The following is a 16,416-nucleotide window of genomic DNA, read 5'->3' as shown; positions in this document are numbered from 1 at the left end:
TTTTCCGGGCCGGTTGCCGGTCGAATAGTTCCGGAGGGGCACATGGCGCTTGCCAGCATGACGGGGTTCGCACGGGCCCTTGGGGAGTCGGGAGCGGTCCGCTGGACCTGGGAGCTCAGGTCCGTCAACGGAAAGTCCCTGGATCTGCGCATCCGTATCCCGACGGGTCTGGAAACCCTGGAGCCGAAAATCCGGGAACGGTGCAGCAAGGTTCTGCGGCGCGGGAACGTTTCGATCGGACTTGCCATGCAACGGGATCAGTCGGAGCAGCTGTTCCAGGTCAACGAATCCGCGTTGGACGCGGTGCTGTCCACCATAGAACTTCTGAAGAACCGCGTGCCCGATCTGGCTCCGCCGTCGCTGGACGGCATCCTGTCACAGAAGGGCGTGTTCGAGTTGAAGGAACCGGAAGACGATGAAGAGGTGCAGGCTGCCCTTCACAACGCGCTTCTGACCACGCTGGACGCGGCCCTGATCGACCTGGTTGACATGCGGCACACGGAAGGCCACGCGATCGCCAGGGTCGTGCGCGGACAGATCGGCACGATCGCCGATCTGACGCAATCGGCCGAAGACCTGCCCGCCCGCAGGCCGGAAGCCATCAAGGCAAGGCTCAAGAAACAGGTTTCAGAGCTTCTGGATGCGTCCGAGGGTCAGCTCGACGCGCAGCGCCTGCACCAGGAAGCCGTCCTGCTTGCAACCAAGGCGGACATCCGGGAGGAGCTCGACCGGCTGCATGCCCATGTCGCCGCCGTCCGGGAACTGATGGACACGGGCGGTGCAATCGGCCGCCGGCTCGATTTTCTTGCCCAGGAATTCAACAGGGAGGCCAATACCCTGTGTTCCAAATCCAACGACGTGGATCTGACGGCGATCGGGCTGGACCTGAAAGCCGTTATCGATCAAATGCGTGAGCAGATACAGAATCTGGAGTAGACGACATGACCGACGCAGCCGATGGAACCCCGGTCGGAACGACCGTCAGCGCGGATCAGGCCGAACAGCAACGTCGCGGCCTGATGCTTGTGCTGTCGTCCCCGTCGGGCGCCGGAAAGTCCACCATCGCGCGCCTGCTTTTGGAAAAGGAAGACAATCTGGAGTTATCGATCTCCGTAACCAGCCGTCCGCGACGTTCCAGTGAGGTGGATGGTGTCCACTATCACTTCATCGATGCCAAACGTTTCGAACAGATGCGCGACCACGACGAATTGCTGGAATGGGCCGAGGTTCACGGCAACTATTATGCAACGCCTCGGGGGCCCGTCGAGAACGCGATTGAAAACGGCCGCGATATTCTATTCGACATCGATATCCAGGGTACATTTCAGCTGTACGAGAAGATGCGGGCCGACGTTGTTTCCGTATTCATCCTGCCTCCTTCCATTGCGGAAATGAAATCGCGCCTGCACAGACGTGCGGAAGACAACGACGAAGTGATCGCCAAACGCATGCAGACCGCCGTCGGTGAAATGCGTCACTGGTCGGAATACGATTATGTCGTCGTCAATGACGATCTGGAGAGGGCCTTCGAGAATGTCCGCGCCATCCTGAGGGCCGAACGGCTCAAGCAGTTTCGCTCGCCCAAGATCGGCCCGCTCATTCAGGGCATGGTCGATGACCTGCACAAGGAACTCGGCGAGATCGGCTAGGCAATGCGGCAGTCGCCAGCCGGGTGCCGACTTGTTTCACATGCAAATAGGCTTTGAGATCAGCGCTTTGCGTCTGTGTCCGGACCGCCTGGCCCTTGTCCTTGGCACTTCGGACAGGGATGGACTTGCCAAGGCGGGTTTTTTTGCATCAAATCGGCGCATATACGAGATTCTTCAGAAGGATATTGCACCATGGCCGGTAAATTTGAACTCTATCAGGACAAGGCGGGCGAGTACCGTTTCCGGCTGAAGGCCGGTAATGGCGAAATCATCCTCGTCAGCGAAGGTTACAAGCAGAAGGCAAGCGCCGAGAACGGTATCGAATCCGTGCGCAAGAACGCCTCGGATGACGGTCGCTACGAGCGCAAGGACACGTCTTCCGGCAAGCCGATGTTCAACCTGAAGGCAAGCAATGGCCAGGTGATCGGAACCAGCGAATCCTACAGCAGCGCATCCGCCCGCGACAACGGCATCGAGTCGGTCAAGAAAAACGCCCCGGACGCCAATCTGGACGACCAGACGGCCTGATTGCGCGAACCTTTTTGAAGTTTGTGAGCCGCCCGTCAGGGCGGCTCATTTCGTTTTGCAGGAGCTGCCGCGGGCAGGGGAACCGTTGCGCTCTTTCCAGGCCGCCGTCTTCTGAAAGTGCGCTTGATAGAGCTGCGTAATGCGATCCTTCACATCCGCCAGCTTGGGATGATACCGAAGCTGTTCGTGAAAGCTGATCCAGCTTTCTGTGGTTGCAAGAGGCGTATCCGTCAGGCGGACTAGGCCTTCCGCCTCCGCGATCCAGTCCGGAAGAATGCCCATGGCGTGCCCGGACTGCAGTATCATGAAAAGCGCAACGGAATTGTTGACCGCATAATTGCCTGATCGGCCGTGCAATATTTCGGCAAGGAGCTGCGAGGACCGGAGCCGCGCCCTCGAACCGCAATATCCAGCCCAGATCTGGTTCAGCCAGGTTTCCGGATCGAAGGCCTCCGGGTGTGTTTCCAAATAAGTGGTCGAGGCATAGACGTGGAAGCTGATTTCGCCGAGTTTGCGGGCTATCAGGTGGGCTTGCCGGGGGGGGCGGTTGCCGATTGCTATGTCCGCCGAATTCCGGCTCAGATCCCAGAAGGCATCGTCGGCGTGGAGCTCGAGACGGACGCCCGGCAGGCCGGTCAGGATGCTGTCGATATGTTGCGACAGATAGTGTTGTCCCCATTCTCCGAGCGTGATTCTGCAAACCTGGTCCGGCGAATCCGCGCGTTCCAGATCGACCGCACGTCTGAAATCGGCGGCGCCGCGCGCCATTGACTGCGAGGCCTTGACAAGTCGCCGTCCGGCAGGCGTGAGAAAATATCCCGTTTGCCGACGGTCGAACAAGGTGACGTCGAGTTGTTCCTCCATGCGGGCTATATGCCGGCCGACTGTCGGCTGAGACAGCGACAGCTCCACGGCTGCCCTGCTCAAGCTGTTGTGTTCTGCCACGGAAAGGAAGACGCGAATGGCGTCCCAATCGAAATTCAGATTATTCATTTTTGTATTATATCATACGAAATCATTCAGATACATTGAACGGATGATCTGGCACTTTCAGGCCGAAACCGGAGGTGACCAAAGTGAAAATGCATTGGCTGAAACGTATTTTTCAACGATCCGAAAACCCAACCGCTTCGTCTCTTTATCTTCCCGAAGACCGTACCTTATGGCCGGATTGGGTGGTGCGGGACATTGGTCTGGACAATCCCGACAATGTCAGGGCCGTGGATGCAGGAAGATGCCGCAAGCAGGAAACATCCTCACCGATCCGGCCGGTCAGGCCTGCCGGACAACCTTGAACACATTGGCAAGGTCCACGAAGCCGGCGATATCGATTTCTTCCGCGCGTGCAGTCGGCGTCAGGCCGGCACGGACGATCAGCTCTTCGGCATCGGGCGAAAGGGCTTTCAGGCTGGCACGCAGCATCTTGCGGCGTTGTCCGAATGCTGCTGCTGTGACCCTTTCAAGGGCCGCCAGATCACAGGGCAGGGGCGAGGGATTGGGTGTCAGATGCACGACGGCGGAAGTCACCTTCGGAGGCGGTGTGAAGGCTTTCGGGCTGATATCGAACAGAATGCCGCCCTTGCATCGCCAGCCGGCAAGAACGCCAAGCCGGCCATAGGCTTTTGATCCCGGCGCTGCTGTAATCCGTTCGCCGACTTCCTTTTGAAACATGAGAGTGAGCGAGGACCAGAACGGTGGCCAGTCCGGGGTTGTGATCCAGTTCAGGAGAAGCTGGGTGCCGACATTGTAGGGAAGGTTGGCAGCAATGCGCACCTTGTCGCCGCCGGTCAGGGCGACAGGATCAAGCTTGAGCGCATCGCCCTCGATAACGTCCAGGCGACCGGGATAATGAGAGGCGATCTCCGCGAGGGCGGGCAGGCAGCGGCTGTCCTTTTCGATGGCAACCACTTTCTTCGCGCCTGCTGCCAGCAAAGCCCGGGTCAGTCCGCCAGGTCCCGGCCCGATTTCCAGTACCGTGCAGTCTTCCAGGCTGCCGGCAGACCGGGCGATGCGGGACGTCAGGTTGAGGTCGAGCAGGAAATTCTGACCGAGAGACTTTTTGGCATTGAGACCATGGGTCGCGATTACCTCGCGCAAGGGGGGCAGGTCGTCGATCTGGGCCATGTCGGTCTTACAGCCGTTCCGGATTGGCGAGGGCGTTGGCCATGCGCAACGCCGCCGCAAAACTGTCGACGCGTGCCGTACCCGTACCGGCAAGTCCGTAGGCGGTGCCGTGGTCGGGCGAGGTGCGCACGAAGGGGAGGCCAAGGGTGACGTTCACGCTCTCGTCGAACCCGATGGTCTTTGCGGGGATGAGCACCTGATCGTGATACATGCCGAGCACGCAGTCGTAGTCCTTGCGGGCGGGCGGATGAAACAGGGTGTCTGCCGAATGCGGGCCTGAAGCCAAAATGCCTTCGGCCCTTAGACGTGTCACGGCCGGCACGATCACGTCCATGTCTTCTGTCCCCATTGTCCCGTGTTCGCCCGCATGGGGGTTCAGCCCGCAGATGGCAAGGCGTGGATTGGGGTATCCGAACCGTTTCTGCAGATCGTGGGCGGTGATTTCCGCGATCTTGACGATCAGGTCTTCGGTCAGTGTCTCCGGTACGTCCTTAAGCGGAATATGGATTGTCACCGGTACGACCATGAGCTCCGGACCGGCGATCATCATAACCGGTTCGCAAGGCAGCTCCGGCCAGTATTTCCGCGCCAGGGCCCCCAGAAACTCCGTGTGACCGGGATGGGAGAAGCCGGTTCTGTAAAGCGCAGCCTTGTTGATCGGATTGGTGACAACGCCGGTGGCCAGTCCCTTGCGGACATCCTCGACACAAGCTTCGATCGAAGCGACGACGGAGGGTGCTGTTTCGGCTTGTTCCTCACCGGGGCGGTCCAGCAGGGCTGGGCCGGTCTGTACGATCGGCAGTGCCTTTGAAAATCTGCTGCTGGCATCTTCCGGAGAAACGTCTTCAAGGCGCAATCCGAGCCCAAGCGTATGCGCCCGTTCTGAAAAGAGCGCCATGTCGCCGCGCACATAGAATGGGGGCAGGCGCAGGGCCTTGCGGTTTGCCCAGGCAAGAAGGGTCAGATCCGGACCGATCCCGGCGGGTTCACCCATGGTGACTGCAAGCGGCTTTTGAGTGAAGCCCAACATGGCGGTCAGCGGTAGATAATGGTCGCGCGGCGGCGGATTTCCATGAGGTAGCGGCGGGACTGGCTTTCGCCTTCCTTCGCGCGCAGCTCATTTTCCACTTCCGTTCGCACCGCGATATCCGAGGCAATCTCACGCTTGCCGCATACGGCAATCATCTCGTAGCCGTTGGGTGACTTGGACGGTTTTGTCAGTTTGCCGGGTTGCAGGCCCTGAATCTCCTTTTTCAGGTTTTCAGGCAGTTCGGTCTCAAGACGCCTTCCGATCGGCTGGACCACCACTTCGCTGTACTTTCCCAAGATGCCCCCGGCATTGTCGCAGCCGTCGAAAGAGGCGCGGATCTGGTTGCTCTCCCGCTGACGCTTGGACTTGAAGCCTCCGGACGAGTTCTTGGGAACGACAACGATGACACGCTTCAGGTCATATTCGATGGACTTCTGGCGGTCTTCCTCGTCGGTCTTCTTGAGGGCGGCGATAATGTCGGACTCGTTGACGTCAATCTTGCCGCGAAACCGTGCGCTCAGAATACGGTTCCAGGCGAGCTGGGCTTTCAGGCGGGCTTTCAGGGTTTCCGGTTTGACACCTCCCTGACGCAGGGCGGAGGAGAGTTTGGCCGGCGTCATTTTCACATTGCGTGCAATGTTGTTGAAGGCGTTGTCGACCTCGGACTGGCTGATCTCGATTCCCATTCGGGCCGCTTCCGACAGCTTGACCTGATCGTCGACCAGTTCCTGCTGGGCCTGACGCTTTGCCGCCGCCGCGGACTTTCGCTGGGTGAGCGTGATCAGCCTGGCCCGCTGGGAAATATCGTAATCTGTGATCGGTGTATCGTTGACGATGACCTTGATCGCAGCCGAGGCCGGGGCCGGGCCGGCAAGCGGTGCCGCCAACGCTAGCGCAAGACTGAAAAATACCGGAACGAAACGAAGTCGCATTGAATAACCGTCCGTGCTGGCCCTGGGCCATACTGATTGTTTTGTGACACGATGTTTCGCACATCACAGCCACAATTTCAAAGTCTGCGAGCATGTTGCTCGATTTCGTGGCGGCATGATGGCTCGCCGGGAGCATCCAGGATTATAATTTTTCGAACTAGTTCAGAATGCCGCTGGACACCTGCGTGTTGCCGATGGTTCTCAGGCCGACCCGGAAATAGAGCATCCGGTTGACGCTGTCGCCGTCATTGCGGCTCCGGTCTTCGGAAAAGGAAACGGATAGCGAGAAGCCTTCGTCGTCGTAGCCAACACCGAGGCCGTCCTGGACGATGTTGCTGTTTTGCAGATCGTAACGCATCGAACCGAACATGCGCCAGTTTTCCTCAAGGCGCAGCGTGGCGGCTCCGAGCAGTTCCTCGCGCGGTTCGTCGATGCCGACGTCCGGCTGGGCTCCCAGGAACGCGTAAGCCAGGGAGGACACGACAGGACCGTATATGGCACTTGCCTGGGCCTGCAGGCGGTTGACGGAGAAGTCGTCCTTGTCAAGCCGGGCCTGTGCCCCGAGCTTCACGCCGTATTGTGTGTCCAGGTAAAGAGAACCCACGTAGTCGGACAGATCGCCGGCAAGGCCCGAATCCGCGGTCGCGCCCAGAATATCAGGCGTTGCATAAGAGTTCTCGCCGGCCAGGTGATAGGACCGCCCGAACAGGCCGCTCAGATAGTAGCCGCTGTCCAGCTGAAGCTTGTAGTTCAGCCCGACATTGAGGCGCGTTCCCCCTTCTGCGCGGTCGAACCCGGAGAACTTGTCGTAGTCGAAGAGGGTTGTGGTATCGAAAACGATGCTCTGTGCGTCGTCGTTCGGCAATTCGCCGATGCGCTGCTCGTCCGGTCGCGCGACAACCTGTGCCACGGGTTCGAGGATCTGGTTGCCGCCATCGAAAGTCGCGATGATCGGATAGCGGTATTCCAACCCGATCGCCGGCATGGCGCGGCCGACAAAGGTCTCTCCGGCCAGCGCTGTCACATCCGCATCGGGCGATGCCAGGAAAAAGAGATCGCCGCGCATATAGGCGAAGGGCGTGAAGGATTGTCCGAGCGGATCGATGAAGGTCCGGCGCCAGTCTCCCTTCAGGGACAGGCGCGAGAAGGTGCCGTCAACGCCCCGGAATTTTGCCGTCGTGCCGCCGTCGATCGAAAAGGCATCGGTTTCGTCCCGGGTCAGGGACGTGAAGTTGGCCGCCAGCGAAAGCTCCCCGGCCAGGATAGGATCGGCAAAAACGTAGTCATAGTCGATTACCGGCAGAACAAGCGGCTGCTTGTCCTGCAGGGAACTGCCGACCGGTGAAAACCCGTTGGCGTCGAAATCACTGTCTTCGTAATCTTCCTGCGAGAGCTGGAACGCATAGGCCCTGACCGAAAGGGCGTTGCGGTCGGTATTCCCTTCCAGGAAAATCTCGGAGGTTTCGCCGTTGTCTCCGAAACTTGCGAAGGAGTAGTCCCGGAAAAACGCACGGTCGCTCTTGTAGGTGACGTTCCATCCGAGTGTCCAGTCCTTGCCCAGACTGAAGGAGGCGCTTGAATTGACAGCTCCGCGCCAGCGGTCATCGGCCCGGGGAGTGGAAAACTGGCTCGGTTGCGCCTGGAACAGGCCTGCGGCAGAGACGCTGACCTGTCCGGCTTCGAACCTGTGCCGGTATTCCACGTCTCCGAACAACCCCTGCTTGGTCATGGGCGTGAGCGTCGTGGTCATGTCGTAATGAGGGCTGAGAGCCCAGTAGTAAGGAACGGTGACGCCGTAGCCGAGCTTGTCCGAGACCAGGCCGTAGGGCATCAGGAAACCGGACTTCCGCTTGATCGAGGGGTCCGGCATGGAAAGAAAGGGCAACCAGGCAATCGGCTTGCCGTAAACTTCGAAGGCGGCGTTTTCGAACCGGATGATCTTTTCCTGCTGGTTGTGGACGATCTTCTCGGCTCTGACACGCCAGAGCGGCGGCTTGTTCGGCGGGTTTGTCGGCTTGGTGTAAACCGTGTAGACGCCGTTTTCGATCGTCGTCACGTTGTCGCCTTCCCGGCGGGCCTTCTCGGCAAGAAAACGTGTGCGTTTTGTCGTGTCGATCTGCAAGGCGCGTGCGAAGCCTTCGGAAAAATCTTCAGACAGGGTCATCTCTTCCGTGCGGACCACATTGCCGCTGGCCTCGATGAAAATCACATTGCCAAGCGCCCTGAGCTGCTGGCTTTTCCGGTCGAAGACGATCCGATGGGCCTGAACGGTGTTGCCGTCGTAATAGACCTGCACATCACCGGTCGCGATGATCTGGTCATTGTCGAAATCATAAGTGACTTCACTGGCTTCCAGCAGAAGCTCGGAATTCGGATTGACGTGGCCGGCAAGGTCGGCCGTCAGACCCTGCGCGTCCTGCGCGCGCACGGGTGCCATGGCCGCGCTGCAAAGGGAGGCCGCCACGGCAAGCGCACTCGCTGCCGCCAGCAACCGGCCCTTTCCGGCCCAAATCTCTGTGTTCAGGGAAACTGGAAAAGACATCGCCTTACCCGTCTTCCTGATGCAAGAGAATTGTCAAACCCATAAGTACTCCAAAAATACCAGGCGCCCACGCAGCCACAAGCGGAGGCACGATACCGGCCCCTCCGAAGTCCTTTGCAAGCTCGGTTAGAACGTAAAGCACGAACCCGGACAGGATTCCACCCAGAATCATGCTTCCCAAACCGCCAAAGCGCGAAACTTTAAGGGAAACTGCCGCTGCAATCAGAATCATCGCGACCAAAAGAAGCGGCCTGGCGAGCAGTGTCTGATACTGCAAATTATAACGATACGCGGGTAACCCTGCGTTTCTCGCCAATTCGATGAAACGGGGCAGGTTCCAGAAAGAGATCGATTCGGGCGAACCTATGCTTTCGCGGACTTCGGTCGCCGTAAGGAACGTACTGAGCTGATAGCTGCCATAAGATTGTGGATCTTGCTCGGTCGTATAGACGATCGCATCGTCCAGGTACCAGATCTTGTCGCCAAGCCGGGCTTCCCTGGCTTCTATTCGTTCCCTGAAGGTGCCGGTCTTGTCGAATGTGAAAATGGTGACGCCCAATAGCCGCGTGCCGCCGTCCAGAAGCTGCTTGGCAAGCAGGACCGATTCTCCGTCCAGCCCGTCCTGACGCACCCAGACCTCGTTCGACGTCTGCATCAGAAAGCTTTGTTCGGTTCCGAAGAGGCCGGTGGCGACTTCTTCCGATTTGTGCTGAAACCAGACGGCAGCCGGGTTGTAGGCCGTAATCGACAGAACGCCGAGGACGATGCCGACGGCAATTGCCGGCATTGAGAACTGCCAGACGGATATGCCCGAGGCTCTGGTGACCACCAGTTCAAGCGCACGGCTCAACGTGACAAAAGCGGCGATGCCGCCAAAGAGAACGGCAAAGGGGATGACCTGCTCCAGCAGGAGAGGGACCCGCAAGGCCGAAATCAGCGCAACGCGAAGGACGGAAAAGCCCTCCCGGTCGCCGCCGCGCCGCACCAGTTCCAGAACGTCGAACAGAAACATGAGGACGGCCGCGAACAAGAACAAGCCAAGAATGGCTTTCAGAAATCGGGCCGAGAAATAGATGGAAAGAGTGCGGCCGAGGATCATGCGGCGCCTCCCGTCCGCCGGTTGTTGAACCGGTCAGCGACAGCGTCGAGAATATCCTGGGTCTTGAGCTGCAAGTCGGTGACCCATTTGGACTCCCGTCCGCCCTGGTCTCTGAAAATCGAAACGAGCGCGAGGGCGGAGCCGGCAAGCGGAACGACATATAGCAAAACCAGAACCGCTGTTGCCCCGCCCGAAATCGCCGTTACGCCGAAGCCGGTCGTCCTGAGCAAGACGCAACCGGCGATCGCCCCGACAAGCGCAAACCCGCGGCCCTGGCGCGTGGTGCGGGCCTTTCCCAGAAACGCAAACACAATCAATCCGAACGCGAGGCAATAGAGCGGTTGGCTGAACCGTTCGTGCAGTTCTGCCGTTAATTTGTCAGGATTCTTCAAGGCATAGGCGTCGTTGCGCCCCGGGGAAAGAAGGTTGGCGGTCGTGCGTTCGCTTGCCTTGAAAACCGGTTCACCGGCCTCCGGGATCAGATTGGACAGATCGAAGGCATAGGACTGAAAGCGGACAATCGAGATTTCGCCTTCCTGCTTAGGGCGGCGCTGAATCGTACCGTTCTGCATCACAAGAAGAGTCCGGTCGGCAGCCTCTACGATCTGCCCTGTGTCAGCCTGATACGTAAAGGCGGTTTCCGGGTCCCGGGTGTCGTGGAGGAGCAGCCCGTCCAGCGTACCCTTGCCGGAGCGGTTGCGGATATGGAAGGTCAGGCCGCTTTCCACGGTAATGAAGCGTCCAGGCTTGACGATGTTGGCGACGAGATCCGCCCGGACCCGTGTGATCTCGGTTCTCAGCTGGGCAAGGCCCATTGGGGCTACATAGAGCGACATGCTGGCGGTAAGCAGCATGACCAGGGCCGAGATCAGCATGACGGGCTTCAGAACGAGAAAACGGGAGCCCCCGCTGGCATCAATCACGATCAGCTCGCTGTCGCCGGACAAGGCGTTCAGAACAAGGATGAGAGCGATCATCAGGGCAAAGGGGGCGACGATCACGATCAGAAAGGGCAGGGCCAGCATGGTGATGCCGATGAACTGCACGATGGTCTGGCCCTTCGAGGTCACCAGATCCAGCTGGCGCAGGGCCTGGGTGGCCCACACAACACCTGTCATCGCCGCAAGCGTGAGCGTGAATGCATAGGCCGTCCGGCGCACAATGTAACGTTCGAGCGTTTTCATGTCAGTGCCGGAACTTGTCCCTTGTAAAAATAGCGAGTTTTTGGCCCAGGTTCGAATAACACGTAATGTGGTGAACGGCCCATGAATAAGAATGGTAAATATACATTAATTTTTGCGCCCCTTGCCGAAATCCTGTTGAAACCCCATGATTTGGCGGCAATCTTCATTTCAAACAATCCGGGGCCAATACGCTCTCCCGCTCCCGGCACGTCACATGAAAATCAAGAAAAACGTTAGGATCAACGCAATGAGCAAACTTGCCAAAATCTCCTTCCTGAAGGCCGAGCCTCCCAAGGGCGGTGTCGTGGTGATCCTGGCAGGTGAAGAGCTGTGCCTCGGGCCGGTCGCCGGCGACGTCGTGTCCGGCCTGGAAGGCGGCCTGAAACGCGCAGCCTCCATAGCAGGCTTCACCGGCAAGAAAAAGTCCAGTCTCGACCTGGTTGCGCCCGCGGGGAGCAACCTTGACCGTTTGATTGTCTTCGGCATCGGCAAACCGGAGGAACTGGCAGCGGACGACTGGCGGGCATTTGGCGGCGCGGTCCTTGCCGTATTGCAGAAGGCGGGCGCCGAGAAGGCTGTGGTGCTTCTCGATGGCCCGGAAAGTGTTGACCTGACCGGCGAGGCGGCCGCCGAATTCGCCATGGGTGCAAAGCTGCGCGCCTATGCGTTCGACGCCTACAAGAGCAAAAAGGCAGACGAGGAGGCGAAAAAAGATCTCGATCTGACCCTGGCCGTTGCTGATCCGAAAGGCGTTAAAAAGGCTTGGGGTGCTGCTTCCGCACTCGCTGACGGCGTGATCCTGGCGCGGGACCTCGTAAACGAACCGGCCAATGTTCTGGGGCCGGTCGAATTTGCGGCCAAGGCGGAGGCTCTGTCGAAACTTGGCGTCGAAGTCGAAATTCTCGGCGAAAAGGAAATGAAGAAACTGAAGATGGCGGCACTCCTCGGTGTCGCTCAAGGTTCGGTCCGCCCGCCACGTCTTGCCGTCATGCGCTGGAACGGCGGCAAGAAGGGGCAGGCACCGGTTGCGCTGGTCGGCAAGGGCGTCGTGTTCGACACGGGCGGCATTTCCATCAAGCCGGCAGCCGGTATGGAAGAAATGAAGGGCGACATGGGTGGTGCGGCTGCCGTGGTCGGGGCCATGCATGCCATTGCCGCACGCAAGGCTAAGGCAAATGTGGTCGGCGTGATCGGTCTCGTGGAGAACATGCCCGACGGCAATGCCCAAAGACCCGGCGACATAGTTACCGCCATGTCCGGCACGACGATCGAGATCCTGAATACGGATGCCGAAGGCCGGCTCGTCCTTGCCGATGCCCTCTGGTACACCCAGGATAGGTTCAAACCGGCAATCATGATCGACCTGGCGACCCTGACCGGCGCGGTTCTTGTCGCGCTCGGCAATCTCAATGCCGGGCTCTTTTCCAACAACGACGAACTTGCGGACAAACTGCTGGCGTCGTCAAAGACAAGCGGAGAGCCTCTGTGGCGGCTGCCGCTTTCCAAGGACTACGACAAAATCATCGACACGCCGAATGCGGACGTGAAGAACACCGGCGGACGCTGGGCCGGCTCCATTACGGCGGCGCAATTCCTGCAGCGCTTTGCAAATGATGTTCCCTGGGCGCACCTGGATATTGCCGGCACGGCCTTTGGCGCTCCAAAGGATGACATCTGCCAGAGCTGGGCGTCAGGCTACGGTGTCCGTCTGCTCAACCAGCTTGTCGCCGATCATTACGAAGGCTGATCCGTCAAAGCCTTCAGAACCGCAAATAGAAAACCCGCCGTTTCGGCGGGTTTTTTGAAATTCAATTCAGGTCGCTTAGCAAGTCTTGTAGGTCTGACAGGCGGTTGCCGGTTCGACCAGGAGCCCCATCCCGAGCGTGGCGCCGGCAACGACGGCCACCAAAGCAAAAAACACAACTACGCGCGCAAGCATTCACCATTTCCCCTGTTAAGCCGGGCCGCAAAACCGGGCCGTCGGCTCAATTCACATGATCCTCGGATCGTCCCCAGGACAAAACCTAGTCAATCGACATTTGCGAAGGGTTAATGGTACGAGTCTTGTGGCCTGTCCATGCCGGTAGTGAGTTTGTTCCCATTTGTCTGCAACGCTGTTGCACGGTTGCACCACTTTCCGGCATGAGGTGCAGGCGAAACGGGATGCAGACCTGCGATTCCAGTCTGAAAACGAGAGCCACCGACGCCGATGACCACTGAAGTTGTGTTCTATCACCTCCTGCACAAGCCGCTTGAAGCAGCCTTGCCGCAGCTGTTGCTCAAATGCATGGAACGCGACTGGAAGGTGGTGGTTCAGACCGGGACTGCCGAACGCTGCAACGCTCTGGACGCCCATCTATGGACTTTTGCCGATGACAGTTTCCTGCCGCACGGAACAAAAGCCGACGGCTTTGCGGAGCATCAGCCGATTTATCTGACCGCAGAACAGGACAATCCGAACGGGGCCGATGTCCGGTTTCTTGTCGACCGGGCCGCACCGCCATCGCTGGCGTCTTACAAGCGCGCCATCTACATTTTCGACGACAATGACCAGGATGCTGTCCGGGAAGCAAGGGAACGCTGGAAAGAGGCTAAGGCGGAAGGTTTCGAAATTGCCTATTGGCAGCAGACACAGACCGGGGGCTGGGAACGCAAGGCCTGAGTGAAGGCGGGATCAAAAGGGGAGAGGTATCATGACCAAGCTGAAGGTGTCGTCTGCCGAATTGGTAAAGCAGGCAAAGTCACGCATTGAGGAAGTGGAGACGGCGGATGCGATTGCCCTGATGGGAAATCCTGACGTGGTCTTCGTGGATCTGCGAGACGTGCGCGAGCGGCACAATTCCGGCTTCATCCCCGGCAGTTTCCACTGTCCGCGCGGTATGGCGGAATTCTGGGTCGATCCGGAGAGCCCCTATTTCAAGGATGTTTTTGCCGCGGACAAGCGCTTCATCTTCCATTGCGCCTCGGGTTGGCGCTCGGCGCTGACGGTGTCTGCGCTGAATGACATGGGCTTTGAGGCAGCCCATTTGAAAGACGGATTTTCCGGCTGGGTCAAGGCGGGGGGACCGGTGGACGAGATGTCCTGACCACCGGTCCCTTGCCGGTTAGTCGAGCTGGGTCAGGCGAAGAGCTTCTTCGGTGGTATCGCCCTGCGAACCCGTGCTTGCCGTTTCTTCTTCATCCGTCGGAGTAGCGTCGGGATCCGAAGCGTCCGCTTCTTCGGTTTCCGCCGTCGCTTCGCGGATTTCCTCGATCTTGCCGTCCAGAATGTCCGACGCCCATTCAACCATTTCGTCGTCGATCTGGTCGGACCTGTTGTCGTTGATCATTCCGGCGAGGGCTTCCCTCAGCGCTTCGTCCGTCGTGCCTTCCTCAAGCGTCTTGAGGTCGGCTTCCGCGGAGTTGTAGGTCTCTTCGGCTGCCTGGAAGTCGGCGAACTCCTGGCTCTCCAGAACGCCGTTCAGGTTGTCGATTTCCGTCTGAAGGGCTGCGATCTGTTCTTCAACCGTCGGTTCCTCGACCGGGTCAACGACCTCTTCGGCTGCAACAACCTCGACAGGCTCTTCAACGGGCTCGTCAACCGGCTCTTCCGGATTTTCGAGATCCGCGATTTGCTTCTCCAGAGCCGCGATCTGTTCGGCAATGCTGGCTTCCAGTTCCTCGGAAGTCATTTCTTCAAGGTTCAGGTCTGCAAAGCCCTCGAGCCCGTCAAGAGAGCTCAGCAGGGTTGTCCGCGTTACGCCAAACTCTTCAGCCAGGATTTCAAATGCTTCGGCTGCTTCCTGATATTCGATGTTGGCATTGACGAAATCCACGACCGAGGCCAGATGCGGATCGTTGGAATTCATATAGGCGTGGTAATTCCGTTTCAGGGAATTCAGGCGCCCGAGCCTCGCGTTCAGGTTCTTTTCTTTCAGGCGCGGGCTGAGCGTGGGCGTTGCCGACACGCTTGCGAGGGTCGTCCGTTCCGCCTTGGAAAGACGCTTGGTGGACGATTTGCCGGAACCGCGGCTGGCGACCCGGTTTTTGCCCGACTTTTTGTCAGAACCGAATACGTCGTTCAGGAAATTGTTAAGTCCCTTGCCGTTGCCGGACTTGGCCTGCTTGGTGCTGCCGCCACTCCGCTTGAACAGGCCGAAACCGCCCTTGTTGGAGCCATTCGACGCCGACTTGCCGCCCTTGCTCACCTTGCCGCTGTTGCCGCCGCCGCTTTTGTCGCCACCGCCGTTGCCGCCGCCCTTGTTGCCGCCACCGCCTTTGCCGCCGCCGCCGCCGCCGTTGCCGCCGCCATTACCACCGCCATTGCCGCCTTTGGCGAACGCCTTGTCGGCCTGGAAATGGGATAGCGGCAGGTCCGGGGCGAGTGCCGGTGTGAGCACGAGTGCTGTTGCGCCGAGTAACAGCGTTACGGTTCTGGTGAGGGCCATGGGTCGTCCTTGTGCGTGTCAGGTCCGAATATTTCATCCGGGTCAGGAAAAGAATCTCAACACGGTCTCCCGCGAAGTCACGCCAAAGGTGACAGCGGAATCCAAACGTTCAGTAAGGACAACACATCAGATTTTATTAAGTTTCATCACCTACGGAAAAAAAGAGGGGGATATTTAGGAAATACGCGCCAGCAACTGCGGAAGCTTTCCGAAATTATCCAAGCGGAAGAAGCGGTTAGAGCTGGTGGGTTCGTCTGCGTCCTCCAGCGCCCAGGTCACGTCATAGGGCACATGAATTCCATATGCGCCGGATTTTATTGCTGGCAGGACGTCGGATTTTAACGAATTGCCGGTCATCATCGCCTCCGAAGGCCCTGTTCCGTGGCGGGAAAAAAGAGTCTGGTAAGTATTTTCCGTCTTCTCCGAAACGATCTCGATGGCATCGAAATACCTGTCCAGGCCGGAGGCGGTAATTTTCCGTTCCTGATCGAAGAGGTCTCCCTTGGTTATCAGCACCAGCCGGTACCGGTCCTTAAGGGACTTCAGGGTCTCTTCCACATGCGGCAGGGGCTCCACCGGATGGGAAAGAATGTCGCGGCCCGCTTCCAGAATTTCGGAAATGACGTCCGCTCCAACCCGGCGGTCCGTTACCTCAAGAGCCGTTTCGATCATGGACAGCGTGAAACCCTTCACCCCGTATCCGTAGTGGAGCACATTGCGCCGTTCGGCCGCCAGCAGGCGGTCCATCAGGTGGTCCTTTTCCGAATAGTCCGCAAGCAGGGCCGCGAACCGGTCCTGCGTCAGGCGGAAGAAGCGTTCATTGTGCCACAGCGTGTCATCGGCATCGAAGCCGAGCGTTGTTATGGTTACACTCATCTGCCGAGTTCCTTGTTTCCTGACC

Annotated in this window: 15 protein-coding genes and 1 pseudogene; 7 read left to right on the top strand and 9 right to left on the bottom strand. The window is 58.8% G+C overall.

The features are described from left to right. Positions 1-42 precede the first annotated feature (42 nt). The 4 genes and pseudogenes from ACQY7U_RS04725 (at position 43) to ACQY7U_RS04710 (ending at position 2,177) form a co-directional block, all read left to right on the top strand. Positions 43-936 (top strand): YicC/YloC family endoribonuclease, encoded by an 894-nt coding sequence (locus ACQY7U_RS04725; protein ID WP_428642507.1) that lies wholly within the window; start codon positions 43-45, stop codon positions 934-936. 5 nt (positions 937-941) lie between these two features. Continuing rightward, positions 942-1,649, top strand: a complete 708-nt coding sequence (gmk, locus tag ACQY7U_RS04720; RefSeq protein ID WP_428642504.1) for a guanylate kinase — start codon at positions 942-944, stop codon at positions 1,647-1,649. Positions 1,650-1,841: 192 nt separating this feature from the next. Next, a pseudogene (locus tag ACQY7U_RS04715) lies at positions 1,842-2,003 on the top strand (YegP family protein); the annotation flags it as partial. Next, positions 1,977-2,177 (top strand): YegP family protein, encoded by a 201-nt coding sequence (locus ACQY7U_RS04710; protein ID WP_428642586.1) that lies wholly within the window; start codon positions 1,977-1,979, stop codon positions 2,175-2,177. The pseudogene ACQY7U_RS04715 and the gene ACQY7U_RS04710, both read left to right, overlap by 27 nt. Positions 2,178-2,222: 45 nt before the next feature. On the opposite strand, the gene ACQY7U_RS04705 is transcribed toward ACQY7U_RS04710, so the two are convergent. From ACQY7U_RS04705 to lptF, 7 genes are all read right to left on the bottom strand, one after another. Beyond that, positions 2,223-3,170: a LysR family transcriptional regulator gene (locus ACQY7U_RS04705; RefSeq protein ID WP_428642501.1), complete on the bottom strand. Its 948-nt coding sequence runs from the start codon at positions 3,168-3,170 to the stop codon at positions 2,223-2,225. A 279-nt stretch (positions 3,171-3,449) separates the two neighbouring features. After that, positions 3,450-4,301, bottom strand: a complete 852-nt coding sequence (rsmA, locus tag ACQY7U_RS04700) for a 16S rRNA (adenine(1518)-N(6)/adenine(1519)-N(6))-dimethyltransferase RsmA (RefSeq protein ID WP_428642499.1) — start codon at positions 4,299-4,301, stop codon at positions 3,450-3,452. Between the two features lie 7 nt (positions 4,302-4,308). After that, a complete protein-coding gene (gene pdxA / locus ACQY7U_RS04695) occupies positions 4,309-5,295 on the bottom strand; it encodes a 4-hydroxythreonine-4-phosphate dehydrogenase PdxA (protein ID WP_428642497.1) in 987 nt (328 codons plus the stop codon). Between the two features lie 41 nt (positions 5,296-5,336). Further along, positions 5,337-6,263 (bottom strand): SurA N-terminal domain-containing protein, encoded by a 927-nt coding sequence (locus ACQY7U_RS04690; protein WP_428642494.1) that lies wholly within the window; start codon positions 6,261-6,263, stop codon positions 5,337-5,339. 157 nt (positions 6,264-6,420) lie between these two features. After that, the gene (locus ACQY7U_RS04685; RefSeq protein ID WP_428642492.1) at positions 6,421-8,805 is read right to left on the bottom strand and encodes an LPS-assembly protein LptD; all 2,385 of its coding nucleotides are present in this window, start codon (positions 8,803-8,805) and stop codon (positions 6,421-6,423) included. 4 nt (positions 8,806-8,809) lie between these two features. After that, positions 8,810-9,904, bottom strand: a complete 1,095-nt coding sequence (lptG, locus tag ACQY7U_RS04680) for an LPS export ABC transporter permease LptG (protein WP_428642489.1) — start codon at positions 9,902-9,904, stop codon at positions 8,810-8,812. After that, positions 9,901-11,088 carry an LPS export ABC transporter permease LptF gene (lptF, locus tag ACQY7U_RS04675; protein ID WP_428642486.1) on the bottom strand — a complete coding sequence of 396 codons (1,188 nt, stop codon included), beginning with the start codon at positions 11,086-11,088 and terminating at the stop codon, positions 9,901-9,903. Before lptF ends, lptG begins: the two co-directional genes overlap by 4 nt. Positions 11,089-11,335: 247 nt before the next feature. Between lptF and ACQY7U_RS04670 the strand changes: the two genes are divergently transcribed. The 3 genes from ACQY7U_RS04670 (at position 11,336) to ACQY7U_RS04660 (ending at position 14,174) form a co-directional block, all read left to right on the top strand. Further along, on the top strand, positions 11,336-12,835 hold the full coding sequence (locus ACQY7U_RS04670; protein WP_428642484.1) for a leucyl aminopeptidase: 1,500 nt from the start codon (positions 11,336-11,338) through the stop codon (positions 12,833-12,835). 462 nt (positions 12,836-13,297) lie between these two features. Beyond that, positions 13,298-13,750, top strand: a complete 453-nt coding sequence (locus ACQY7U_RS04665; protein ID WP_428642481.1) for a DNA polymerase III subunit chi — start codon at positions 13,298-13,300, stop codon at positions 13,748-13,750. Between the two features lie 31 nt (positions 13,751-13,781). Continuing rightward, positions 13,782-14,174: a rhodanese-like domain-containing protein gene (locus ACQY7U_RS04660; protein WP_428642478.1), complete on the top strand. Its 393-nt coding sequence runs from the start codon at positions 13,782-13,784 to the stop codon at positions 14,172-14,174. Between the two features lie 18 nt (positions 14,175-14,192). On the opposite strand, the gene ACQY7U_RS04655 is transcribed toward ACQY7U_RS04660, so the two are convergent. Beyond that, positions 14,193-15,515, bottom strand: coding sequence for a hypothetical protein (locus ACQY7U_RS04655; protein WP_428642477.1), 1,323 nt, complete (start codon positions 15,513-15,515; stop codon positions 14,193-14,195). A gap of 174 nt (positions 15,516-15,689) precedes the next feature. Next, on the bottom strand, positions 15,690-16,391 hold the full coding sequence (locus ACQY7U_RS04650) for an HAD family hydrolase (RefSeq protein WP_428642474.1): 702 nt from the start codon (positions 16,389-16,391) through the stop codon (positions 15,690-15,692). Positions 16,392-16,416: the final 25 nt, after the last annotated feature.

This window comes from Roseibium sp. (genome assembly GCF_050301095.1).
Taxonomy (GTDB): Bacteria; Pseudomonadota; Alphaproteobacteria; order Rhizobiales; family Stappiaceae; genus Roseibium.
The sequence above is the reverse complement of the archived record's forward strand: the minus strand, read 5'-3'. Positions and strand labels throughout refer to the sequence as shown.